The organism is Raineya orbicola (assembly GCF_002843425.1).
Taxonomy (GTDB): domain Bacteria; phylum Bacteroidota; class Bacteroidia; order Cytophagales; family Thermonemataceae; genus Raineya; species Raineya orbicola.
The window spans coordinates 23,457-47,494 of record NZ_NKXO01000018.1 but is presented as its reverse complement, the minus strand read 5'-3'; the positions used below and the strand labels follow the sequence as shown (position 1 = coordinate 47,494).

General features: G+C 38.7%; 21 protein-coding genes and 1 tRNA gene. 10 read left to right on the top strand and 12 right to left on the bottom strand.

Annotation, left to right across the window (positions count from 1 at the left end; all coding sequences use genetic code 11):
- Nucleotides 1–42: 42 nt before the first annotated feature.
- The 4 genes from Rain11_RS06805 to Rain11_RS13880 all read right to left on the bottom strand — a co-directional run bounded on the left by Rain11_RS06805 (nt 43) and on the right by Rain11_RS13880 (nt 4,882).
- A complete protein-coding gene (locus Rain11_RS06805) occupies nt 43–1,437 on the bottom strand; it encodes a c-type cytochrome (protein WP_243390555.1) in 1,395 nt (464 codons plus the stop codon).
- A 112-nt stretch (nt 1,438–1,549) separates the two neighbouring features.
- A complete protein-coding gene (locus Rain11_RS06800) occupies nt 1,550–3,271 on the bottom strand; it encodes an AAA family ATPase (RefSeq protein ID WP_101358599.1) in 1,722 nt (573 codons plus the stop codon).
- 73 nt (nt 3,272–3,344) lie between these two features.
- Complete coding sequence (locus tag Rain11_RS06795) at nt 3,345–4,571, bottom strand: MFS transporter (protein WP_243390554.1); 1,227 nt, start codon at nt 4,569–4,571, stop codon at nt 3,345–3,347.
- 143 nt (nt 4,572–4,714) lie between these two features.
- A complete protein-coding gene (locus tag Rain11_RS13880) occupies nt 4,715–4,882 on the bottom strand; it encodes a hypothetical protein (protein ID WP_165778089.1) in 168 nt (55 codons plus the stop codon).
- An 86-nt stretch (nt 4,883–4,968) separates the two neighbouring features.
- On the opposite strand from Rain11_RS13880, the gene Rain11_RS06790 reads away from it, so the two are divergent.
- The gene (locus Rain11_RS06790; protein WP_101358597.1) at nt 4,969–5,433 is read left to right on the top strand and encodes an Lrp/AsnC ligand binding domain-containing protein; all 465 of its coding nucleotides are present in this window, start codon (nt 4,969–4,971) and stop codon (nt 5,431–5,433) included.
- Here Rain11_RS06790 and Rain11_RS06785 read toward each other — a convergent pair.
- From Rain11_RS06785 to Rain11_RS06775, 3 genes are all read right to left on the bottom strand, one after another.
- A complete protein-coding gene (locus Rain11_RS06785; protein WP_101358596.1) occupies nt 5,422–8,400 on the bottom strand; it encodes a glycoside hydrolase family 3 N-terminal domain-containing protein in 2,979 nt (992 codons plus the stop codon). The two genes, Rain11_RS06790 and Rain11_RS06785, sit on opposite strands and share 12 nt — an antisense overlap.
- Before the next feature lie 152 nt (nt 8,401–8,552).
- Nucleotides 8,553–9,626, bottom strand: a complete 1,074-nt coding sequence (locus tag Rain11_RS06780) for a branched-chain amino acid aminotransferase (protein WP_317042750.1) — start codon at nt 9,624–9,626, stop codon at nt 8,553–8,555.
- A 14-nt stretch (nt 9,627–9,640) separates the two neighbouring features.
- Nucleotides 9,641–10,195 carry a cob(I)yrinic acid a,c-diamide adenosyltransferase gene (locus tag Rain11_RS06775; RefSeq protein ID WP_101358595.1) on the bottom strand — a complete coding sequence of 185 codons (555 nt, stop codon included), beginning with the start codon at nt 10,193–10,195 and terminating at the stop codon, nt 9,641–9,643.
- A 167-nt stretch (nt 10,196–10,362) separates the two neighbouring features.
- Between Rain11_RS06775 and Rain11_RS06770 the strand changes: the two genes are divergently transcribed.
- Nucleotides 10,363–10,923: an acyl-CoA thioesterase gene (locus Rain11_RS06770; protein ID WP_101358594.1), complete on the top strand. Its 561-nt coding sequence runs from the start codon at nt 10,363–10,365 to the stop codon at nt 10,921–10,923.
- Between the two features lie 70 nt (nt 10,924–10,993).
- Here Rain11_RS06770 and lpdA read toward each other — a convergent pair whose 3' ends face one another.
- Nucleotides 10,994–12,400, bottom strand: coding sequence for a dihydrolipoyl dehydrogenase (gene lpdA / locus Rain11_RS06765; RefSeq protein ID WP_101358593.1), 1,407 nt, complete (start codon nt 12,398–12,400; stop codon nt 10,994–10,996).
- 140 nt (nt 12,401–12,540) lie between these two features.
- Nucleotides 12,541–12,612: transfer RNA gene (locus tag Rain11_RS06760), tRNA-Arg, on the bottom strand.
- 137 nt (nt 12,613–12,749) lie between these two features.
- Between Rain11_RS06760 and gltX the strand changes: the two genes are divergently transcribed.
- The 7 genes from gltX to Rain11_RS06725 all read left to right on the top strand — a co-directional run bounded on the left by gltX (nt 12,750) and on the right by Rain11_RS06725 (nt 19,908).
- Nucleotides 12,750–14,303: a glutamate--tRNA ligase gene (gltX, locus tag Rain11_RS06755; protein ID WP_101358592.1), complete on the top strand. Its 1,554-nt coding sequence runs from the start codon at nt 12,750–12,752 to the stop codon at nt 14,301–14,303.
- Between the two features lie 8 nt (nt 14,304–14,311).
- Entirely contained in the window at nt 14,312–15,028 is a 717-nt protein-coding gene (gene hisA / locus Rain11_RS06750) for a 1-(5-phosphoribosyl)-5-[(5-phosphoribosylamino)methylideneamino]imidazole-4-carboxamide isomerase (protein WP_101358591.1), read from the top strand.
- A gap of 80 nt (nt 15,029–15,108) precedes the next feature.
- Nucleotides 15,109–16,152: a patatin-like phospholipase family protein gene (locus Rain11_RS06745; protein ID WP_101358590.1), complete on the top strand. Its 1,044-nt coding sequence runs from the start codon at nt 15,109–15,111 to the stop codon at nt 16,150–16,152.
- A 20-nt stretch (nt 16,153–16,172) separates the two neighbouring features.
- Nucleotides 16,173–16,673 carry a tetratricopeptide repeat protein gene (locus Rain11_RS06740; RefSeq protein WP_101358589.1) on the top strand — a complete coding sequence of 167 codons (501 nt, stop codon included), beginning with the start codon at nt 16,173–16,175 and terminating at the stop codon, nt 16,671–16,673.
- Nucleotide 16,674: 1 nt separating this feature from the next.
- A complete protein-coding gene (locus Rain11_RS06735; RefSeq protein ID WP_101358588.1) occupies nt 16,675–17,097 on the top strand; it encodes an EamA family transporter in 423 nt (140 codons plus the stop codon).
- A gap of 58 nt (nt 17,098–17,155) precedes the next feature.
- Complete coding sequence (pyrE, locus tag Rain11_RS06730) at nt 17,156–17,800, top strand: orotate phosphoribosyltransferase (RefSeq protein WP_101358587.1); 645 nt, start codon at nt 17,156–17,158, stop codon at nt 17,798–17,800.
- Between the two features lie 26 nt (nt 17,801–17,826).
- Nucleotides 17,827–19,908, top strand: coding sequence for a tetratricopeptide repeat protein (locus tag Rain11_RS06725; RefSeq protein ID WP_101358586.1), 2,082 nt, complete (start codon nt 17,827–17,829; stop codon nt 19,906–19,908).
- Here Rain11_RS06725 and Rain11_RS06720 read toward each other — a convergent pair.
- The 3 genes from Rain11_RS06720 to Rain11_RS06710 form a co-directional block, all read right to left on the bottom strand.
- Complete coding sequence (locus Rain11_RS06720) at nt 19,867–20,052, bottom strand: DUF6728 family protein (protein ID WP_101358585.1); 186 nt, start codon at nt 20,050–20,052, stop codon at nt 19,867–19,869. The genes Rain11_RS06725 and Rain11_RS06720 overlap by 42 nt on opposite strands.
- A 92-nt stretch (nt 20,053–20,144) precedes the next feature.
- The gene (locus tag Rain11_RS06715) at nt 20,145–21,599 is read right to left on the bottom strand and encodes a helix-turn-helix domain-containing protein (RefSeq protein ID WP_101358584.1); all 1,455 of its coding nucleotides are present in this window, start codon (nt 21,597–21,599) and stop codon (nt 20,145–20,147) included.
- 3 nt (nt 21,600–21,602) lie between these two features.
- The gene (locus Rain11_RS06710; RefSeq protein ID WP_101358583.1) at nt 21,603–22,613 is read right to left on the bottom strand and encodes a patatin-like phospholipase family protein; all 1,011 of its coding nucleotides are present in this window, start codon (nt 22,611–22,613) and stop codon (nt 21,603–21,605) included.
- Between the two features lie 142 nt (nt 22,614–22,755).
- Between Rain11_RS06710 and Rain11_RS06705 the strand changes: the two genes are divergently transcribed.
- Nucleotides 22,756–24,018, top strand: a complete 1,263-nt coding sequence (locus Rain11_RS06705; protein WP_101358582.1) for a tetratricopeptide repeat protein — start codon at nt 22,756–22,758, stop codon at nt 24,016–24,018.
- The last annotated feature ends 20 nt before the right edge of the window (nt 24,019–24,038 follow it).

Sequence of the window (24,038 nt, the reverse complement as noted above, 5' to 3'; positions counted from 1 at the left end):
AGCCTCGTAATGAGGATTGAAGTAAGTTTTATGTAAAATTTATTAGTAATGACATTTTGAGCATTCCAAACCACCCATATCTTCCACTTTGAACTTGGTTTTTCCTTTGGATTTGTGGAAAGCGAGAAGTTTTTCGTAATAAGGATTCAAGACATCTTTGCCATCAGCATCTTTGGTTGTGTAGCTTACAAGTGTTTGGCGATGGCAATCTATACACCAACCCATAGTGAGCGGTGAGCGTTGCTGTACGACTTCCATTTCTTTGATTTCGCCGTGGCACTGCTCACAGGCGATTTGCCCTGCAACAGTATGCTGTGAGTGGTTGAAATATGCCAAGTCAGGCAAATTATGTACTCTCACCCAAGGAATAGGCTGATTATTTTCAATGTAGCTATAAATTTTTTGCATATTGGGCGAACCTGTCTTGATAGCATTATGGCAATTCATACAAATATTTGCAGAAGGAATACCTGCCGATTTTGCCTTCATTACGGTAGTATGACAATACTGACAAGCAATTTCGTACTTACCCACGTGTAATTTATGAGAAAAAGGAATAGGCTGTGTAGGAGCATAGCCAATCTGCATACCTATATCCATTACTTTATCAATACCTGCTTTGGCAATCACAAGGAAAACAATACCCGCTACGGTACCAATAAAGGCTTTACTACCTAATATTTTAGCCAAATCAAATTTTGACTCCACAATCTCTTTATCTGCTTCATCTAAATCATCTCTTTGCTTGAGCAGTTTAGTAAGTAATGAAGTAAGCACCAAAAGCACGGCTAAAATCACAAGCAAAATCGCCGCCAAAGCACCTAATATAATATTGGTGTATCCCCCATCAGTAGCCGCAGCAGTTGTTGCTCCTCCGCCTGTTTGAGCAGTTGCAGTGGCTTTTACGGGTTCTTTTTTACTTTCTTCATCAATATAAGCCAAAATATTTTTAATATCTTGGTCGGTAAAATCGGGAAATGAATTCATTGCAGTTTGATTCCACTCGTTGTAGAGCTTAACTGCAATGGGGTCTCCACTTTTTATTACGGACTGCGAATTGCGTATCCACTTGATAAGCCACGCTTCGGTACGGCGTTGGCTTACATCTTTCAGAGCAGGTCCAGTGGCGTTGCTATGAATTTTGTGGCAAGTGGCACAATTCTGTGCATATAAATCTTTACCCTTGGCGGCATCGGCTTTCCCCGCGTTTTGAGCCGTCAGGGTATTAGAACAAAGCAATACCCAACAAGTTGCTATCGCCAAGATATACCGAGTAAAAGTTTTGTTGTGCATAGAAGTAAAATTATTAGCGTACATTTTTTCTATTGAAAAAATCGGTTCTTTTAGCAGTACAAAAATAATAGGCGTTTTTTTACTTACAAACACAATTCGCAACAAATTCAAAATTTTTGAAGCAGTTTTTTTTAGCCTTTTCATAAAACTCTGATTTACAAGATTTAGCTAAAAAATACAAAGATAATTTAGAATTTTTCTAAACAAAAAACTTTTTTATAGCCCTGTATGTTACTTTCTGTTAGAGAAGTTTGTTTCAAGATAAGTGCACTTTTTCTACCCAAATTTTATCCTTCACCACTACCACTGCCAGCAAGTTGAGCATTTTTTTGCTTTGTAAAAGTGTATCGTTTCGGTAATAACTCAAAATTTGCTCTTTCGCCTCTTGCATTGTCTCTGCAAGCAAAGCCTCTTGCTCTTTTTTCAGATATTTTAACTCAATCGCAAACTGATGATGCGTAAAAGGATTATTAGGACGAATAAATAACTCTATATCCACATAGCCCCCTCCTGCTACTTCTCGCTCACTCTGTACCCAAAAAATATTAGACTGACTAAAATACGCTATCATTGCCATTTTTACGTGCTTTTCGTCAAAACGAATATAATCTCGGTTTGAAAGATTTTGCAACAGCTTTTCTATCAATGCAAAAAACTTCTCATATTTGCCCGTAAGTGCCATTTCTCGTACCGCAGGAAATACCCAATCTTCCTCACGAGGTAAATTTGCCCAAGTCTGCAATACTTCCGCATAATATTGCCAATATAGCACTTCTATCACTTTGTTAGGTATCTTGAAAATAACCGCCCCCGTCAAATCACTTTCTTTGATAGTTAAATTCCCCAAGTAAAACAGAAAATTTACGAATTCTTTCTTGCCAAAATCTTTTTCAAAATGAAACTGATATATCAGCTCGCTTTCTACACTGCCTTTTTCTAAAACCTCCTCCAAAACCTGTAAGTTTTCTTGCAAATTCGCTACTTTGAACATCTCTTTGAGCTTACCATAATCAGGAGCGATGTTCGGGTCTAACATCTGACCTGGATAAGTTTGCTCGTGCTTGAAATGGTCAAGAAAATACAGCACCATATCTGAATTGTAAATATTCTGCTCGCTCAATGGGTAAAAACGATAACCATTGTAGTAATCTCGTAAATCTTGCATTATTTGCTCCTCGCGGCTTTTATCGGTTAGCACCAAATTCAATAGTTCTCGTACTTCTGCTTCCGAAAAGCCCATCATTGCCTCAAAATTTTTATGATGGGTTAGGTGCTTAACAATATTAAAACCACTCGTCAGGCTGTCCATTGTAATAGGCGAAACCCCCGTAATAAAGAACCTATCTACAACACCCTGCTGAGTGGCGTTTTTGATAGCTTCGTAAAACTTTCGTACATAACCATTCAAAGATACCGTTTCCTTAAACTCCTGAATACTGCGGGCAAGTATTTCATTCGTAAAGTGGTCGTATTCGTCTATGAGTATGTAGATAGGCACTTTTTCTTTCTGAACTACGTATTTATCAAATAAGCGGTCTAAAATCTTTTCTGCATCATTGTCTTGTAGAATGAAATCAACTATTTTTTGCTCAAAGATTTTGTACTTCATAATAAAACCACTCACCTGATTGGCTACTCGGCTATTAAAACCATCTTGACTGCTTTCACACGTATCCGTATTGATAGCACTAAAATTGAAATACAATATCCGATAGCTATTTGCCCTTGCAGTTGGATTTTTACCAATGTAATAATTAGCAAACAACCTCTGAAAATCTGCTTTGCGGTTTATATCATAATAATGCTCCAAAAGCGATACAAACAAACTTTTCCCAAAACGACGAGGACGCAAATACACTAAAAAACGCTCACGCCTTGTTTCCAGTAGCTCTATGTAGGAAGTCTTATCCACATACACATACTCGCTGACTACCTGCGGAAAATTACTCAGTCCGTAAGGGAAAAAAACGTTTTTCATCTTGTAAGATTTACTTTTTTTTGTGGAAACTTTTTAGCTCATTACCTATCAAGGCAAATTGAACATTTTTTACTCAATACTCCTGAAAGTTAAGGTCTTTGCCAAAAGTTTCTTCTAACTGCCTTACTGACCAAATCGCCAGTACAAATACCACTGCTCCTACCACAGCCGCACTTTCCAACCTTCCCAAAGAGCTTTTAAGCAGGTTGTAACTCACATCAACGAGTACAAAAGAGCCTCTTACAAAATTTGGCACCGTAGTAGTTACGGTGGCTCTCAAATTTGTACCAAAATGCTCCGAAACCGAAGTAATGGAAATCACCCAATACCCCGAAGCTACTCCCAATACAAAGCACAAAGCATAAAACATCTCCAATGAAATACCGCCGCTCAACAGATAAATGGCACTAAAAATAGCCCCAAGCGTTAGGAACAAGTATTGTACTTTTTTCCGAGAGCGTGTCCATTGACTTATCAGTCCGCTTGCCATATCTCCTACGCTCAAGCCTGAATAAGCAAAAAGTATCGCCCAACGAGGTAAAGGAATTTCAGACATTTGCAAAGCCTCGCCAAATTCTTTACAAAAAGAAACTAAAAGTCCTATCACATACCACACAGGAATGGTGCAAATAATAGAATAGAGATAAATTTTCAACCTTTTAGAATTGTTGAAAATCATAGCAAAATTGCCTCTTTGCACACCTTCTACTTTGGATTGTGAAAACAGACCTGATTCAGCTACACCAACTCTCAAAAGTAGCAGGGCAATTCCCATACCTCCGCCTATCCAGAAAGCAGGTCGCCAGCCAAACTTGTTACTTATCAATGAAGCTACTACCGCCCCCAAAAGCCCTACCGAAGCTACTACCGTAACTCCGTAACCTCGTTTTTCTTTACTCATTATTTCATTGACCAGCGTAATACCTGCTCCCAATTCCCCCGCTAGCCCAATACCCGCAATAAAGCGTAAAACAACATACTGCTCAATACTTGTTACAAAACCATTGGCAATATTGGCGAGCGAATAGGTAATAATAGAGCCAAAAAGCACCGAAAGACGTCCTTTTTTATCGCCCAAAATCCCAAAGACAATCCCCCCAAGCAAAAGCCCTATCATTTGCGTATTGATAAGCAAATGACCATAGTTTTCAATATCTTCGGCTGAGGTATAGCCCAAACCCTTCAAACTTTCTATGCGAATAATGCTAAAAAGCAATAAATCATAAATATCTACAAAATATCCCAGAGCCGCTACCATTACGGTAAGCCAGATTTTTTGAGCAGAAATAGTCTGTTGCATAAGCATTTAAGTTTTGTTAGCACCTTAACGCAAAACTAACAAATTTTCATACCACACTACATTTTTCAAAATAAAAAAAGGTTTGAACTTTCATTCAAACCTTTCGTAGCTGTAGGGGAAGGACTCGAACCTTCACGAGGAGATTAGGCAAAAGGCTTCGTAGCCGTAATAATTACACCTACCGAGCCATAGCTTTCTTTCTGTATCCCCGCCCCCGAGAGAGGAGGGTGTGTCTGCCAAAATTTCACCACCCTACAAAGTAATAACTGAATTTCTGCTACAATATTAAACGAAAGCCTATTTTGTTGCAAATTTTTTCAAAAAAACTTTCAAAAAATTATTATTTTTTCAAAAAATTTAATTTTATTTGAAAAATTTTCAAAAACACATTTCTGTTATGTCTGAAAATTATCAATTTGACAAAACCGACTATCGCATTATCAATTTACTTTTGCAAGATGCTAATCAGCCGTACAGCAGTGTAGCAGAAAAGGCTTTTGTTTCCAATGGTACCGTACACGTACGTATGGAAAAACTCAAGCGTTTGGGAGTAGTGCAAGGAGCCACGCTCAAAGTAGATTATCACAAATTAGGCTGGGATATTACGGCATTTATTGGAATTTACTTAGAAAGAAGTTCGCTTTATGAGGAAGCCGTAGAAGCCTTAGAGGCAATTCCCGAAGTAGTAAATTTGCATTACACCACAGGGGCGTATAGTATTTTTGCGAAAATCATTTGCAAAGATACCAAGCATCTGCGAGAGGTTTTGAATGAGAAAATTCAAACCGTACCGGGAGTACAACGTACCGAAACATTTATTTCATTAGAAGAGCGTCTGAATCGTCCGCTTTTACTCCAATAGTGCCTGATAAACAATATCTTGCACCTTACGACGCGTATGTTGTCTAATCATACGATTATTATCGTTGGGGTGAACTCTGTTGGAAAGAAAAATAATAATGAGTTCTTTTTCAGGATCTACCCAGGCTACTGTGCCTGTATAGCCTGCGTGTCCGTAAGATTTGGGAGTAGAAAATTGCGAAATATAAGTAAAAATAGCTCCTTTCGGGGGTTTATCCCAACCCAAACCTCTACGATTGAGACTATCAGTTTGTGAAGTAAAAAGCTCAATAGTTTCAGGAACAAGATAACGAATGCCTCCATAATAGCCTTTTTGAAGGTTCATTTGCAAGAGTTTGGCAAGGTCGTTGGCAGTGCCAAAAAGTCCTGCGTGTCCTGCTACTCCGCCAATTAGTGCGGCAGTGGGGTCGTGAACTGTTCCCCAAAGAAGTTCCCTGCGAAAATATTTATCATTTTCAGTGGGTACAATTCGTTCTTTGGGAAAATGTTCCAAAGGTTTATAACAAAGCGTATTTGCCCCCAAAGGTAGATAAAAGTTTCGCCTTAAAAATTTATCCATCGGCTCGTTGAGCAATTTATCCACTATTCTTTTCATAATGAAAAAGCCTAAATCGCTGTATTCGTAAGGATAACGCTTGCCTTTCTTTTTAAGCAAATCACTCTGAATAACCCATTGCCAAACAATTTCTTCAATATCTTTACGAGCAAATAAATTAGGAGCTACTTGTACGCAGAAGGTATCATTTTTAGTATAGCTGAAATACTTTTCCGAAGGTTCTCGCATTTTGCCCAAAGTGCGTTTGTAAAAAAGTTCATAAGGTTTCAGCCCCGCCTGATGAAGCAAAATATCGTGAATAATCATATTTTTCTTGTTGCTTTTGGCAAGCTCGGGCAGATAATCAGCGGCTTTTAGCGAAAGGTCTAATTTGCCTATATCAAACAAAAACATCAATGCCTGCGTAGTACCCGCTACCTTGCTGATTGAAGCCAAATCATAGATGCTTTGTAAAGTTACTTTTTGAGTACTTTCGTAGGCGTGATAGCCATAGGCTTTATGCCAAACTACCTTACCTTTGCGAGCTACAAGCACCTGACAACCAGGGAATACCCTATTCAAAATAGCACTCTGAATGAGCGTATCCATTTTACGAAGCGTATCACTGCTCATTCCTACACTTTCAGGACTGAAGCCATATTGCAAACGTGCTATTTCTAATGTCTTTTGCCCTTCTCCTTCCTTAATATTTCCTACCGAAACAGGTATTTGTCCTTCTATTCCGAAAGCCCCGAAAATCATTTGCGGCACGTATTTAAGCGTAAATTCATTCTCTTCATAAGCCACCAAAGCATTGCGAGCCTTCAAAAATCGCAAACTGTACGGATTGCCAAATACACATACTAAAACGTGTTTATGCCTACGCTGAATTTGCTCTACCGCTCTGATAGTCAGGCTATCAATGCCATATTTTTTAGTAGCCAGCCTACTCATTCCAAAAATACCCACAATTAAAGTTTTAGTGCTATCTAATTTTTGTAACTTTTCAGAAATATTTTGCCAGTTTTCTTTGGTAGTTTGCAAACCAATATGCTCAAATTCGGTATAGTTGGAAAGCATTTCTTGCCAAGCCTGTTCGTTTTTAGGATTTGCGTTGATTGCCACCGAAGCAAAATTATGCAAATCTAAATGTACAAAAGGCACTAAACTATCCTGATTGCAAGCCAACGTGATAGATTTCTGATAAATTTTTTCAGTAAGTTTTTCAAACTCTTTTTCGGGATTAAGTTCTTGAGTGAGGTTTTGCAAGGCAATAGGCTCGTAGCGATGTAGCCCTGCTCGGTACTTGGCTCTCAAAATTTTTTTGACACTTCGCTCAAAGACTTCTTTTTTTATTTTCTTCTTTTTCAATGCTTTTTTGATAGCTTTCACTGCCAAAGGGATATTGGTTGGAAAAAGTAAAACATCGTTTCCTGCTTGTAAAGCCAAAACTTCCAATTCACCTGCGGGAAAATAATCACTAACACCTTTCATATTAAGGGCATCTGTGAAAATCAGCCCTGAAAAGCCCATTTTTTGCGTAAGCAGATTTTTCACGACATTTTCGGAAAGTGTTGTAGCATAATTGGGACGCGTTTCGTAAGCGGGAATATTCAGATGAGCAACCATTATGCCCTGCACACCTGCCTCAATGAGCTTACGAAAAGGATAAAGTTCAAGACTATCCAAACGCTCTGTGCTATGTTTGAGTTGCGGCAAAGCGTAATGCGAATCTTGGTCGGTATCGCCGTGCCCAGGAAAATGTTTAGCAACCGCCATTACACCACTTTTCTGCAAGCCTTTCATATAGGCTATGCCTTTGCGAGCTACTTTTTCTTTGTTTTCACCAAAAGAACGAAAACCTATCACAGGGTTAGCGGGGTTGTTGTTGATATCCACCACAGGGGCAAAATTTACGTGTATGCCCAAACGTTTGCACTGCTTACCGATTTGCTCACCCATAACTTCAATGAGAGAGTCATTTTCAGCTCGTAAAGCTCCCAAAGTAATCTGATAAGGATACGCCAAAGTGCTATCTAAACGCATTGCCAAGCCCCATTCAGCATCTATGGCAATTAGCAAAGGTACTTCGCTTTTAGCTTGATAGCGGTTAGTTAATTGGGCTTGCTTGTAGGGATTACCCTGAAAGAATATCAAACCACCGATATGATGCTCTTTGATGAACTTTTCAATTTCTCTGTAGTGTTTTTCGTCTTTATTGGAATAGGCTGCCACCATAAAAAGTTGCCCGATTTTTTCATCAAGGCTCATCTTACGAAAAACACTATCTACCCAACGCTCCTCTTGACTAAAAAAAACAAAACTTGGCTCAATATATTTTTCTGCAAATGTAACTACTTTTCTGTGCTGTAATAAATGAAACAAAGGAATAAAAGCAGGCAATAAAGCTACTACTACAAGTTTTTTATACATAGAGCTGGTTATTTTCCTGCCAAAGGTAAGGCAAATTTTGTTCCAAAAGAAAGAATAAAAAAGGAATTCTCTTAAAACTATGATGAAAAACGGCAATGTTTTTAACACTGCCGTTTTATAGAAGTTTTGTAAAAAAGACGAACTCTAATTCATCATAGAATCAGTAGCCAGTTATGCGTATCTTCAATGTCTCCGTTACGCAATTGGATAAGATAATCGTATATTTTATTTGCTAATGTACGTTTTTCAAGAGGCGGTAGCTCGTAATCTTTTCCATCGTAGTGCATAACTTTCACGTGAGCCACTACTGCCGCCGTACCCAAGCCAAAGGCTTCATCAAGCATACCATTTTGCAAGGCTTCGGCTATTTCCTTAACACTCACTTTGCGTTCTTCTACCTCATAGCCCCACTCACGTGCCAAAGTGAGTACGCTATCGCGTGTAACACCTTTCAGAATAGTATCGCCAAGTTCAGGAGTAAGAACACGATTGCCTATTCGGAACATAATATTCATAGTACCAACTTCCTCAATGTACTCGTGAGTGAGGCTATTTGTCCAAAGAGCTTGATGATAGCCCATTTTTTGCACTTTTACCGCTCCATATAGCGAAGCCGCATAGTTTCCTGCGGTTTTTGCACAACCAATTCCCCCTTGAGCTACACGAGAATAATGTGTTTCAATTTTCAGGCGTACAGGTTCAGAGTAATAATTCCCCACAGGACAGGTAAAAATGATAAATTTGTATTCTTGCGAAGGTCTTACCCCCAAAAATTCCTCAGAAGCAAACATAAAAGGACGAATATACAAACTTGCTCCTTTTTGTTTGGGTATCCATTTTTTATCAATTTCAATGAGTTGTTTAATTCCTCCGATAAACAAATCTTCAGGGACAGCAGGCATACACATTCTTTCAGCAGAGGCAAGCATTCGCTTATGATTTTCCCAAGGTCTGAATACCGAAATACGTCCATCTTTCATATATTGAGCTTTCAAACCTTCAAAAATACTTTGCCCGTAGTGCAGTACCGACATTGCAGGACTCATATACAAATTGCCGTAAGGCATCACTTTGGCACTCACCCATTCGCCGTTTTTATATTCTGCCACAAGCATATGGTCAGAAAAAACTCTACCGAAGCCAAGATTTTCAAAATCTACGCCATCTATGCGAGATTGAGAGGTGAGTTCAATTTCCAAAGGCAGGGTTTCAATCATAGAAGTCATTTGTTTTAATTGTTTTAGATGCGAGGTTTCCAAGGTATTTCGTCTATGCCTAATTCTTGGTGCATTTTTCGGCAAAGTACGAACAAATAATCTGAAAGTCGGTTCAAATAACGAACAATCAACTCTCCTGCGATGATTTCTTCTTCGTGAGAAAGTTTTAGTACCAATCTTTCAGCACGGCGACAAACCGTACGAGCAATATGCCCAAAAGAAATAGCAGTATGCCCACCGGGCAAAATAAAAAATCGCATAGCAGGCAACTCTTCGTCCATTTTATCAATTTCTTTTTCTAAAAGCTCTACATCAGTTTCCAGTAAATCAGGAACTTTCTTTTTTTGATTTTCTGGCTCGGAAGCCAAAAGTGAGCCAATCGTAAAAAGTCTATCCTGAATTTCTTTCAAAATATCTTTACGTTTTTCATTCACCTCTTGGTCGCGAACCAAACCTATGTAAGAATTTAGCTCATCTACGGTTCCGTAGCTTTCTATGCGTAAATGAAACTTTGCTACTCTTTTCCCGCTTACCAAAGAGGTTTGCCCTTTATCGCCTGTTTTAGTGTAAATTTTCACAGAAATTCTTATGTTTTCTTGCTAACGCAAAGAAAAACATTTTTATTGTAAAAGCCAAATACAGCAGGAAAGTTTGAAAAACGTTTATTAGTTTTCAAATGGAAATTTCTCTAAAAAAGATTTGCCCTTCTTAATTTTTTGAGTTATTTTGTTAAAATTTTACTGGTATGATTGCCGACATTTTGCCTGTACGATACTCGCAAACCGAACTTGTAGAACTGATGATACCTGCTTATGCCAATTTCGGTGGGAAAATTCACGGCGGTATTCTACTTTCTATTATGGATAAAGTAGCTTATGCCTGTGCCTCTAAACACGCAGGGGCGTATTGCGTAACCGTAACAGTGGATAATGTTGAGTTTTTAAGCCCTGTGGAAGTAGGCGATTTGGTGCGTTTTGCCGCATCAGTAAATTATGTTGGAAAAACTTCTTTGGTGGTAGGCATCAAGGTAACCGCTGAAAACATCAAAACAGGTGAGCAAAGGCACACTAACACTAGCTACTTTACGATGGTTGCCAAAGATGAAACAGGCAAACCTACCCTTGTACCTCGCTTGCTTCTTGAAACCGAAGACGAAATAAGACGCTTCTTAGAAGCAATGAAACGCAAAGAACTCAAAAAAGAATATCTAAGACTTTTTCACGACGCCAAAACAGAACTGAATATTGCCGATGAAATTCAGAAACTTTCACAAGAAAGATGTGTAATTGCTCTGCGAAATTGGTAGTATTTGCTTTACACATCAAAAAATCATTCTAAAGAGGGCTTCACTATTCAGTAAAGCCCCCAATACAATTCTAAATATGCAAAGGTCTATTTTCGGAAGCGGCAAGGCAAGCCTCTTTCACTGCCTCCATATAAGTTGGGTGAGCGTGACTCTGACGGGCAATGTCTTCGGCAGAGGCTCTAAACTCCATAGCTGTAACTCCAACGGCAATCATATCGGCGGCTCTTGCCCCAATGATGTGCATACCCAAAATTTCGTCTGTATCTTTGTGAGCAAGCACTTTTACAAGTCCATCAATATCCATACTGGCTCTGGCTCTGCCTAATGCTCTGTAAGGGAATTGTCCTACCTTGTAAGGAATACCTTTTTGTTTGAGTTCTTCTTCGGTATAACCTACCCCCGCTACTTCGGGCCAAGTATAAACCACGTTCGGAATAAGCAAATAATTGATATGCGGTTTTTGTCCTGCAATAGTTTCAGCAACAAAAATGCCTTCTTCTTCGGCTTTGTGGGCAAGCATCGCTCCACGTACCACATCGCCTATGGCGTAAATCCCCTTTACTTTGGTTTCTAAATGTTCATCAACTTCTATTCTGCCTCTTTCATCAGTTTTCAGACCTGCATTTTCCAATGCCAAACCTTCGGTGTAAGGTTTTCTACCTATGGAAATTAAACAATATTCTGCTCTAAATTCTTGACTTTCTCCTTTGGCGTTATCAGCTTTTACAATGACTTCCTTGCCTGTGTTTTCTACCGAAGTAACTTTATGATTGAAGTGAAAATCTATTCCTAATTTTTTGGTAGCTTTGAAAAGTTCTTTTCCCATTGTGCCGTCCATTGTGGGAATCATAGAGCTTGCGTATTCTATCATTGTAATTTTGGTACCAAGGCGAGCATATACCGAACCTAACTCTGCCCCAATCACACCTGCCCCAATGACAATCATTGATTTAGGGAGTTTTTCTAAGCTCAATGCTTCCGTAGAGGTAATAATGCGTTTTTTATCAATCTGTACGCCGGGCAAGGTAGCAGGCTTAGAGCCTGTGGCAATAATGATATTTTTAGCCGTAATTTGCTCGGCAGAGCCATCGGCTTTCGTGATTTTAAGTGTATTTTTATCTACAAAAGAGCCTATGCCATTAAAAACGCTGATTTTATTTTTATTCATCAAAAACTGAACGCCATCGCAAGTCATTTTCACAACTTCGGATTTGCGTTTTATCATTTGCTCAAAATCGACTTTTACTTCTTTTACTTTAATGCCGTGTTCGGCGAAGGTATGTAAGGCATTGTAATAATGTTCTGATGAATCAAGCAAAGCCTTGGAAGGGATACAACCCACGTTTAGGCAAGTACCTCCAAGTGTATTGTATTTTTCAATGATTGCGGTTTTGAAACCTAATTGAGCAGAACGAATAGCGGCTACGTATCCGCCCGGACCCGAACCAATAACGGCTACATCAAATTGAAACTGCATTTTCCGTAAAGTTTATGGTTGAAAAAAAATTTGGTGTGAAAATACGTAACTTGGAGAATATTTCCAAAAAATTGCAAGTTGGCTCACTGAAAAAGCGTGAAAAATAGGCTTTTCGTACAGAATGATAAGGAAATTTTTTGTAGCCCCGGCGGGAATCGAACCCACATCAAAAGTTTAGGAAACTTCTATTCTATCCATTGAACTACGGGGCCTAATTGCTCAAAATTTCCGCAAAAATATCTTTTTCGCTTCAATCCTACAAATCTGCAATCAAGTTTTTTGAAATTTCCTGCAAGTGTATCCTAAAAAACGCTAACTTTGCAGTCCTAAAAAATTAAGCTGTACAAGAATGAAACCTGTGAGAGTTCGTTTTGCTCCCAGTCCTACGGGAGGTTTGCATATCGGCGGGGTACGTACCGCTCTCTACAATTATTTACTTGCCAAACAAACAGGCGGAACTTTTATCATACGCATTGAAGATACCGACCAAACTCGCTATGTAGAAGGTGCAGAAGAGTATATCATTGAAGCTCTGCGTTGGGTAGGCATTGAAGCAGACGAAAGTCCCGAGAAAGGTGGCAAACACGCCCCCTATCGCCAATCAGAAAGAAAAGCGATTTATCAGGAATATGTAAAAAAACTGATTGAAAATGGCAGTGCCTACTACGCTTTTGATACCGAAGAAGAGCTGGAAGCCATGCGTCAGCGGTTGGAGGCGGCAAAGGCAAAAAGTACCTCTTACAATATGGTTTCGCGTATGCAGATGAAAAATTCGCTCACCTTGCCTGCTGATGAAGTAGAAAGACGCTTGCAAAACGGCGAACCTTACGTAATACGTCTGAAAGTACCCGCCAAGCAAACTATTCGCTTCAAAGACCTGATACGAGGTTGGGTGGCTGTGGAAAGTGCTACTTTGGACGACAAAGTTCTTCTTAAATCTGACGGAATGCCTACTTATCATCTTGCAAATGTAGTAGATGACCACTTAATGGAAATCACCCACGTGATTCGTGGCGAAGAGTGGCTACCTTCGGCTCCTTTTCACGTACTTTTATACCAAATGTTTGGCTGGGAACACCCCGAATTTGCCCATTTACCACTAATCCTCAAACCCGACCTCAAAGATGCCAAAGGCAAAATCATTCAAGAAAACCACGGCAAACTTTCCAAACGCGATGCCGAAGCAATGGGCTTTCCGATTTTCCCACTCACTTGGCAAGGTTCTATCGGCTATCGCGAAGCAGGATATTTACCCGAAGCGATTATCAATTTTTTAGCTCTTTTAGGCTGGAACCCCGGTACAAATCAAGAGATTTTTTCTATGCAAGAACTTATTCAACTATTTTCTGTGGAGCGTATAGGTAAATCGGGTTCAAAATTTGAGATTGAAAAAGCCAAGTGGTTCAATCAGCAATATTTGCGAATGAAATCAGGCAAAGAACTGCTCAAATACCTTACAGAAGGCTTGCAAAAGGCAGGTATAGATTATGCCAAATATAACGAAGATCAACTTATTTCTATTTGCGAGGTAATGAAAGAGCGTGCTACTTTCCCTGATGATATTTGGCGGGAAGCTCGTTATTTCTTTGAAAAACCCGCTGTTTATGATGAAAATGTTATCAAGCAAAAATGGAATGAGCAAACCGCTGAAGTAATTGCTTCGCTCAAAGAAAAGTTTTCCCAAGAAAGCGATTTTACAGGCGAAAAAGCCAAAGAAGCCTTACACCAAGAAGCCGAAAAACGAGGATTGAAAATGGGACAAGTAATGCCTGTTTTGCGTGTAACGCTTACAGGGGTAGGTGCAGGACCCGATTTAGCCTCCATTATGCAAATTTTAGGTAAAAATGAAGTAGTAGAACGTCTGGAAAACGCCCTGAAATCTATTTCTTTACCCCAACAATAATTTTGAAAATGCGTATCATTCCCGCCATAGATATTATTGAGGGCAAGTGTGTTCGGCTTACTCAAGGCGACTACAACCAAAAAAAGATTTACAACGAAAACCCGCTGGAAGTTGCTAAGCAGTTTGAGGCGGCGGGCTTTCGTTTTTTGCATTTAGTAGATTTAGACGGAGCAAAAGCTAAAAAAGTCATCAATCTGAAAGTTTTAGAACAAATTGCAAGCCAAACGACTTTACACATAGATTTTGGCGGAGGCGTTCAATCTGATGAGGATTTGCAGAAAGTTTTTGATGCAGGAGCAAAGCAAATTACAGCAGGCAGTATTGCTGTCCGAAACCCCGAATTAGTGCAAAAATGGATAGCAAAGCTGGGGGCAGAACGTATTATTTTAGGGGCAGATGTTCGGAATGAAAAAATTGCCGTAAGCGGTTGGCAAGAAGTAGCAAGCCAAAGTATTTGGGATTTTTTGGATTTTTACGAAAAAAAAGGCATACAATACGTTATTTGCACTGATGTAAGTAAAGACGGACTTTTACAAGGAACAGCCACCAGTTTATATCAGAAAATTCTACAAAAATCCTCTTCTCTGAAACTCATTGCAAGCGGTGGAGTAGCCTCTTTGCAAGATATTGAGGCTTTACAAAATATTGGTGTAGAGGGAGTAATTATCGGTAAAGCTATTTACGAAGGCAAGATTTCTCTGCAAGCATTAAAGATTTTTTGTTGATTTGCTGTTTTTGAAACAGATTTTTACGCAAAAAATATTGCACTTTTCAGAAAAACCATTTAGTTTTCGCAAAAAATGCTATGGCAAAGAAAAGTGTAAGTAAAAATCGTACCCAAGAAAAGCACTTGGCAGTGGCTTTACAAGGGGGTGGCTCTCACGGAGCATTTACTTGGGGAGTTTTAGATAGACTTTTAGAAGAGGATAATTTGAAACTGGACGGCTTTTGCGGCACCAGTGCAGGAGCAATGAATGCCACCGTGCTTGCGTACGGTTTAATGCTTGGAGGGAGAGAGAAAGCTCGAGAGCTTTTACATACATTTTGGACAAAAATTTCAGAGTCCTCACGTTTTTCGCTTTTGCAACCTACTTGGCTTGATAAACTCAATAGCGAAGGGAATATGGATTACTCACCGGGTTTTTTGTATTTTGAGTTCCTTTCAATGTTCTCCTCGCCTTTTCAGTTCAATCCTATGGATTACAACCCCTTGCGAGATGTACTTTTAGAAATTGTAGATTTTGAGAGGCTTAAATCTTGCCAAGAAACCAAACTTTTTGTTTGTGCTACCAATGTACGCACAGGTAGAGCCAAAGTTTTTGACCTGAAAAATATTTCCATTGATGCCGTAATGGCTTCGGGCTGTTTGCCTTTTTTGTTCAAAACCGTAACCATTGACGGCGAAGACTACTGGGACGGAGGCTATATGGGAAATCCGCCTATGTTTCCTCTCATTGATGGCACAAATTGTAGCGATATTCTCATCGTGCAAATCAATCCTATTCATATTGAAAAAAGCCCCACAGAAGCCGCCGCTATTCGCGACCGCATCAATGAAATTAGCTTCAATACGCCTCTGATGCTTGAAATGCGTAAAGTTGCTTTCATTGATAGACTGCTGGATATGGGTATCAACCCTGACGGCAAATTCAGGCGTATTTTTATTCATCAAATCAACCCCGAAAAAGATATTGCCGAATACAACGTTTCCAGCAAGCTCAATGCCACTTGGGAATTTATTGAACATCTGTTTCAGATGGGCAGAAAATATGCCTCCGAGTGGCTTGACCTACACTACGATAGTATTGGGGTTCGCTCCTCTTGTGATATTCGTAAAACTTTCCTATAAACTCAAAAAAAACAAATCGTATGAGTAACTATTATGAAAATGCTGAATTAGATAATATGTTCTTTGAAGCAGATGAGCTTATCAAGCAAAATCGCATAGGTGATGCTATTAGCAAATTGCAAGAAATCATTCAACTCAATCCCGCTTATGGCAGAGCCTATAATCATTTGGGCTGGATTTATGAAACCAAAATGAAAGACTATCTCAAAGCAGAAGAGTATTACAAGAAATCTTTGGAAAACTCGCCCGAATATCTACCTGCTTATATCAACTATGCGATTTGTCTTTCTACTATGAATAAATTTGAAGAGTTGAAAGTTCATTTGGAGAAAGCTATGCAACAGCCGGGTATCGCTATGAATCAAATTTACAATGAATACGCTATAATGTATGAAATACTTGGTGATTACGATAAAGCCATAGAGCATTACCAGAAGGCTATCAATCTCTCGCTCAATCATAATGATATTCAGATTTATCAAGAATCTATTAGTCGTTGCAATTTGAAACGAGGTAGATAAAATGAAACAGTACCACGTATTCGCCCTGATAGCTACCTTCTTTGCTGGACTTACCTCTGTTGTCGCCAAAACAGGTTTGAAAAACGTTTCAGGAGATACGGGGTTGGCTGTTAGAACAATTTTTGTATTTACCTTTGTATGGCTCAATATCTTTGCTTTCAATTCATTAAAAGATTTTTCAAATCTTACTAAAAAAGACATTTTATTTTTGGGTATTTCAGGACTTACCACTTCGCTTTCGTGGATTTTCTACTACAAAGCTATTAAGATAGGTTCTGTTTCAGAAGTTGCCCTTATTGATAAAGGAAGCATATTCATTACGCTTTTGCTTTCTTTTATCTTTTTGAACGAAACTTTTACGTGGCGAATACTACTTGGAGCTTTGCTAATTATTGCAGGAATTTTAGTGCTTACCTGGAAATAAAACTATTTTTTGAAACAAAATTCAATATTATTTTTGTTATAGAAAGTGAGAAAAACCAATGAGAAAAATATCAGAACAAATAGCGGGCTATCTTTTAGAAATTGAAGCGATACGCCTACGTCCTAATGAACCTTTTCAGTGGGCTTCGGGTTGGCTTTCACCTATTTATTGCGATAATCGCCTTACGCTATCTTTTCCGCAAATACGCACTTTTATTAAAAATGCTTTTGTTCAAGCTATTGAGCATTATTTTCCCAAAGTAGAATGTATTGCAGGGGTAGCCACCGCAGGCATTCCACAAGCCTCACTCATTGCCGATACAATGAATTTGCCCTTGGTATATGTGCGTTCGGAAGCCAAAAAACACGGCTTGGGCAACCAAATTGAAGGAAAAATAACGCCTCATCAAAAAGTAGTTGTTATTGAAGATTTGGTTTCTACGGGAGGCAGTTCGGCAAAAGTAATAGAGGCTCTTCAAAAAGCGAATTATGAGGTACTTGGAATTGTTTCTGTAATGAACTATGGCTTTGAACAAGCCGAAAAAGTTTTTGAAAATCTAAATGTACCATTTATTTCACTTACCACTTTTCAAGATGTTATTGTAGAAGCAATGAAGCGGGATTTGATAAATGAAAAGGCAATGGCTATTTTGCAAGAATGGCGTAAAAACCCTGAAAACTGGGGAAAAACTATTCAAATTTAATTGGGCAATCTTAGAGAAGTTATTTTATGCGTTGGTTTGTATTGGGGATAGTTTGGATATTTGCCTTGCCGCTTTTTTCACAGAAAAAAGCCCTCATTGATAGTTTGCAAAAAGAGCTTGAAAAGCACCCCAAACCTGATAGCATACGCTTGCAAATCTTGATAGAATTGGGTTGGCAGTATCGCAATTCCAATATCAACAAAGCCTTTGAATACAACAGAGATGCCGTTTATCTTGCCAATGAGCTAAAAAATGAAGCTATTTTAGCGAGAATATTCAATCATAGAGGTGTTTTATATCGCAATATTAGCGACTTTCCCGAAGCCGAGAAAAAGTTTTACGAAGCTCTTCATATTGCCGAAAAGTATCAAAACTTACAAGAAATTGCATATGCTAATAACAATCTGGGCGATTTACTCCGCCTAACGGGTAATACCGCCGAGAGTATCAAATTTATGCAGAAAGCCCAAGAGATTTTTAAGAAGCTCAAAGATAAGCGAGGTGAAGCCTATACATACATTCGTTTAAGCGAGGCTTTTCAGAAACTTGGCGATTTAGAAAAAGCCGAAGAAATGGCTCAAAAGTGTCTTGTATTGAGACAAGATTTAGGCAATCAGCAAGATTTAGGAGCGGCACTCAATAGAGTAGGAGATGTCTTAGCTATTCGTGAAAAATACAACGAAGCCTTGGAATACTACCGAAAAGCCTTGAATATCGCTATCAATCAAAATGATGCCACAGCCAAAGTTTCTTCTTTGCAAGATATAGGCAAAGTCTTTATTCGCACCCAACGCTACAAAGAAGCCGAAAAACCTTTGATGGAAGCCTTGGAAATTGCCAAAAACTTTCAAAGCAAAGAGCAAGAAAGCAATATCTACGAATTTCTGAGCGAACTCTACGAAAAGCAAAATAATATTGATAAAGCCTATTTCTACTACAAAAAAAGGCAAGCTCTGCGTGATACCATTTTCAGCAACCAACGTATGCTGCAAATAGACCAGATGCGTGTTCGTTTTGATTTACAGCAAAAAGAAAGTGAAAACCAAATCTTGAAAGAAAAGCTTCAAAAAGAGCAAATTATTCGGATTTTGGGTTTGGTGTTTTCGTTTGTTGTACTTTTGGGAGGTATTTGGATTTTCCTGAACAATCGCAAAATCAATAAAATCAATTATCAACTTGCTGAAAAAAATAATGAAATTAAAAATACTTTGAAAGAATTAGAAGAAGCCAATCGCCAAATTGTAGCTCAAAACAAAGAAATTGAAGTCCGTAACCAAGAAATTGAGCTGAAAAACCAAGATTTTATTCAAAGTATTGGATATGCTTTGGTTATTCAAGAAGCTATGCTACCCAGCAAAGCGATGCTGGATAGGCTTCTGGGGGAATATTTTGTAATTTGGGAGCCCAAAGATATCGTAAGTGGCGATTTCTATTGGATAGCAGAAAAAGAGGATTTACTTATTATTGCCGTAGGTGATTGCACAGGACACGGTGTTCCCGGAGCTTTAATGAGCAGTTTGGGGGTAAATGCCCTCAATGTAGTAGTTCACGAAAGAGGCATCATACAACCCGCCGAAATTTTGGAGCAAATGCATCAAGAAACCCTTATTCGTTTGCACAAAGAAGTCAATCAACTCATTGACGGAATGGAACTGGGTGTTTTAGTTATTCATAGAGGCAAAAATATGATGTATTATGCAGGAGCGGGCATACCATTGTATTATGTGCAAGAATATCAATTACACGTATTAGAAGCCAACAAGAGTTCGGTAGGTAGTAATTTCCGAGGATCAGAGCCATTCAGCGAACATAAAATTTATTTAGAATATCCCACCTATTTCTATATGGCTTCCGATGGCTTCAAAGATCAATTTGGCGGAAAACAAAACAAGAAATTTGGCTCAAAGCAGTTCAAAAGTTTGCTCAAAGAGTTTAGCTTCTTACCCGTAGAGCAACAAAAAGACTTACTTTCCAAAAATTTATATTTATGGAAAAAAGAAGCAAACGAAGCTCAAACTGACGATATTACGCTAATTGGCTTTCGCTACAATCCTATCAAACATTTTTCAGGTGCATCTTCTTACGAAAATCACTACCAGACAAATTAGGAACATCACAATAGAAATCCGATTGATACCGTGCATTATCCGAATGTTCTGATTGATAGGATAGCGAGGGTCGTGTTTTTTGAATACTCTGATAAAATACACAAAAACTTCACCTACCTTGAAATATCGCAAAAATTTTGACATATCTTGCAGAATAATGAATGTAAGTTATATTGTGTAGTGTAACACTTTTAAGAGGGAATTTGTTTCAAAGTTTCAAATACCCATTCTATTTCTCACAACAACAATCTAGCAATAGCTTCTCGGCTTGCTTTTTGTCTTTCTAACTTTTGTAAAATAGTAGCTTTGGCGGCTCTTTCGGGGCAGTTGTGAGCAATGCAACGCTCACAAGTTTCGCCTACCTTTCTGACCAATAAAGCACCATTTTGTAGAAATTGAATTACTTTTTGAGAGTGAGAAGTAATTTTGATACCTACCGCTACGCTACTCAGAGCAGGCGTAGGCGAAAGAGAGCGAGCCATTGCCAGCACCCAGTAACGATTATCCGAATTGTAATATTCCGAAATTTGAGCCTTACACAAAATTTCTCTTTCGGGATTAGGCTTTTGCTGTAAATCTTGCAGAATACTAATGGAAATCCAACGCCTGCAATAATGCTCTCCAAGTGCCGAAGCGTGAGGATTGTGTAAGCCCGAAAGATGAAGCTCTTTGGTGAGATTGAATTGATTTTCGGCATTATCAAATCGCAAGAAAAAAAGCTCATTCAAACCAAAATGCTTTGGCAATAAATTTGTAAAGCGATACAAAAAAGTTTCAGGGCTGACGTGATATTTAGCAAGTAAGTTTATCAGAAAATCCGCCTCAAAATTTTCTTTGCTAAAAAAAACATCTAAATCTGCAAGCAACTCATTTTCAGGCAAAAGTAATGCCCCCGCAAAATATGATGCCCGAAAGTTGCTCAAAACTTCTTCAAAAGATTTTACCTCAACCCAAGAAAAAGTATATGTTCTGTGAGTTGGTTTAAGTATGGCATACCCTAATTCACGTGCCAGCACAAAACGTCTTTGCTCCTCATTAAGCAAACGATTGATAAGCAAGGTTTTACCTTTCAGTAAAGAACGTAAATGTTGGAGAGAAGGCTCAAATTCAAATTCTTGTACTTGGATATGAAATTTTTCCTCTAAAATTTTTTGTAGGGTTTGCGTTTGAGGTATTTGGCTTGCCGCAAAATAAATTTCTCTACATTTTTTTGCTTCTGCTTCTATATCTGCAAAATAATTTTCGTGCATTTCCTGATAAGAACGCAAAGCTGAAAAGTAAAACTCTTCAATTTGCATATCATAACTACGGGCTATTTCCAGAAGTGTACTAATAAAAGCCGTTACTTTATCGGGGGCATTAACAAGGATTTCTAAAAATTGAGCAGGCTCAATGCCAAAAATTTCAAGTGGAAATTCCTCAAAAAAGCCCGAAGCCAGCAATTTGCTAAGCGGCAATAATTTTTTATTGAGTTTGAGCGAAACAAGCCAGTCGTAATTTACGCCCAAAGTTTCGGCAAGCGTAGCAATTTTTTCACTTTGAGGATATTTTTTGCCCTTTTCAATTTCGTTGAGATACGAAACAGAAATACCTGTTTTTTGAGCAAGTTCGGAAAGAGAAAGCCCTTTTTCTTGCCTTGCTTGCTTGATTTTTAAGCCAAAAATAAGCCGTATGTGTTCCTTACTAATCACAGACTACAAAAATACCTCCTTTAAGTTACAAGTAGATTCTACGCCGATTTTTTCATAATTTTCAGAAAGCCACTTTTCGGCGGCTTCTCTGCCATAAGCACGCAAACGCAAAAGAAATTTCCAGTCAGCATTGAGTTTGCTGGAAACACTCATTTCGCTCATCAGTTCTTCGGGATTGATGTGGTGTATATTGATTTTACGCGACTTTCCATCTAAATTCAACCCAAGTTGCAAAAGACGTTGTATTAGATTTACACGCCGCATTTCGTGCATTAGACTGGTATTGAAACTCAATGTATTGATGCGGTCGCGAATTTCATCAGCAGTACGAGGCACATCTTTAATCCGTATCGGATTGATTTGTATGAGTAAAATATCGGAGGTTTCAGTATCATTGATAAGCGGAAAAATGGGTGGGTTACCCATATAGCCTCCGTCCCAATAGTAGTTGCCATCAATTTCTACGGCTTTGAATAAAAAAGGCAAGCAAGCCGAAGCCATCACCGCTTTGAGACTAATCTCTTCACCCGAAAAAATCTTTGCTCTACCCGTGCAAACATTTGTAGCACACACAAATAACTTACAGCCCTTATACGATTTGAGAGCCTCAAAGTCTATTAAGTTTTCCAAAATACTTTCCAAAGGGTTGTAGTCTAAAAGATTGAACTGATAGGGGGAAAACACCATTGTAAAGAAATCCAAAATCTGATAAGCAGGCGAATAATCCAACTTTCCACTATCACCAAACCATTTTTCGTAAAGACTGGGTTGTATAAATGAAAACTTTTGCTCATCAGCAATTTTTTTCCAAAATTTATAGAGCAAATCAATCGCACCTTTTCTACCGCCTTGCATTAAGCCATAAGCCACAACAGTTGCATTCATCGCCCCTGCACTCGTCCCACACAAGCCATCAATTTGCAACCGCTCATCTTCCAAAAGCCTTTCTATAACTCCCCAAGTAAAAGCTCCGTGTGAGCCTCCGCCTTGCAATGCCAAATCCAGTGTTTTCATCAAAAATCTCGGTTTGTGTGCAAATATAAAAAACTTGCAAAGTAAGTGCAAAAATTGTAGCTTTGAAGGGGAATATTTACAATAAAACCCAATCAAGCGGTAATATAAAGTGGTTACCATTTCTGCACCTAAACTAAAAAAAATGCTAAATTCTCAATATCTGCATATTTTAGAAAACAGAATAATTCGTTTTATTACTTGTAAAATCTTGCTAATTTCGTTTTATTTCTGTCCTCAAAACGTTTTTGCACAAAGCAAGGCTAATTCTGCTTTAGATACCATTCCCCCTATTTTGCTGATGGACGAAAGCCTACAAGCTGAACTTGCCGATGCTCTTGACCAAATGTATAATTTTCAGTTTCAGACTGCCGAAAAAGAGTTTCTGCAAATACGCAAACGCTATCCACAGCACCCTCTCCCCTATTTTCTAATGGCTTTGAGCCAGTGGTGGAAAATTATGCCCGATACTGATAACAACACCTATGATGATACTTTTTTAGCCTATATTGATACAACCCTAAGCAAAGCTGAAAATTTGTACCGAGCCAATCCCAAAAACGTGGAAGCCTCCTTTTTTTTGGCGGCGGCGTATGGTTTTAAGGGCAGATTACACGCCGACCGCGAGCAGTGGCTCAAAGCCGCTTCTGCGGGCAGAAATGCCTTGCGTAATATGCGTAGAGGCAAGGAAATCAATGCATTAAGCCCTGAATTTTTGTTTGGTGATGGACTTTACAATTATTTTGCCGAATGGATACCCGAAAATTATCCTTTTCTTGCTCCCATTGTAGCCGCCTTCCCCAAAGGTAATAAAGAGCTGGGCATCAAACAACTTGATGAAGTAGCTCGTAAAGCCTTTTATACGCGTGTAATGGCGAATTATTTTCTGATGTTTATTTACAATGGCGAAGGGAAAACCCATTTAGTTGCCCCCATTGCTAAAAGAATGTACGAAACTTATCCTCAAAACCCTTATTTTCACCGCATTCACGCTATCAGTACTTTTTTTATGGGACGTAGCGATGAAGCTGAAACTCTTGCTAAAGAAATTTTAGCAAGAATTGAAAAAAAACAATTTGGTTATGAGGCTATTAGTGGTCGTTTTGCTTCTTACATTTTAGCCCAAACACACATTGGCAAAGATACGCTAAAAGCCATTGAGTATTTTGAGAAAGTTATTTTCTTTGCAGAAAGTATAAAGGCTTATGATTCAGGATATTACCACACTGCTTTGGAATGGCTGTATAGGTATTACCGCCAGCAAAGAAAATTAGAAAAAGCAAGAGAATATTTGGAAAAATTAGCCCGATATGCTGAAAAAAAAAATAAAAAACGAAAAACAGCTCGCAAAGAACTCCGACAACTCAAACGTGACATAAGAAAACAAAAACAGATTGAAAATTTGTAGAAGCCTCAATATCTTATTCT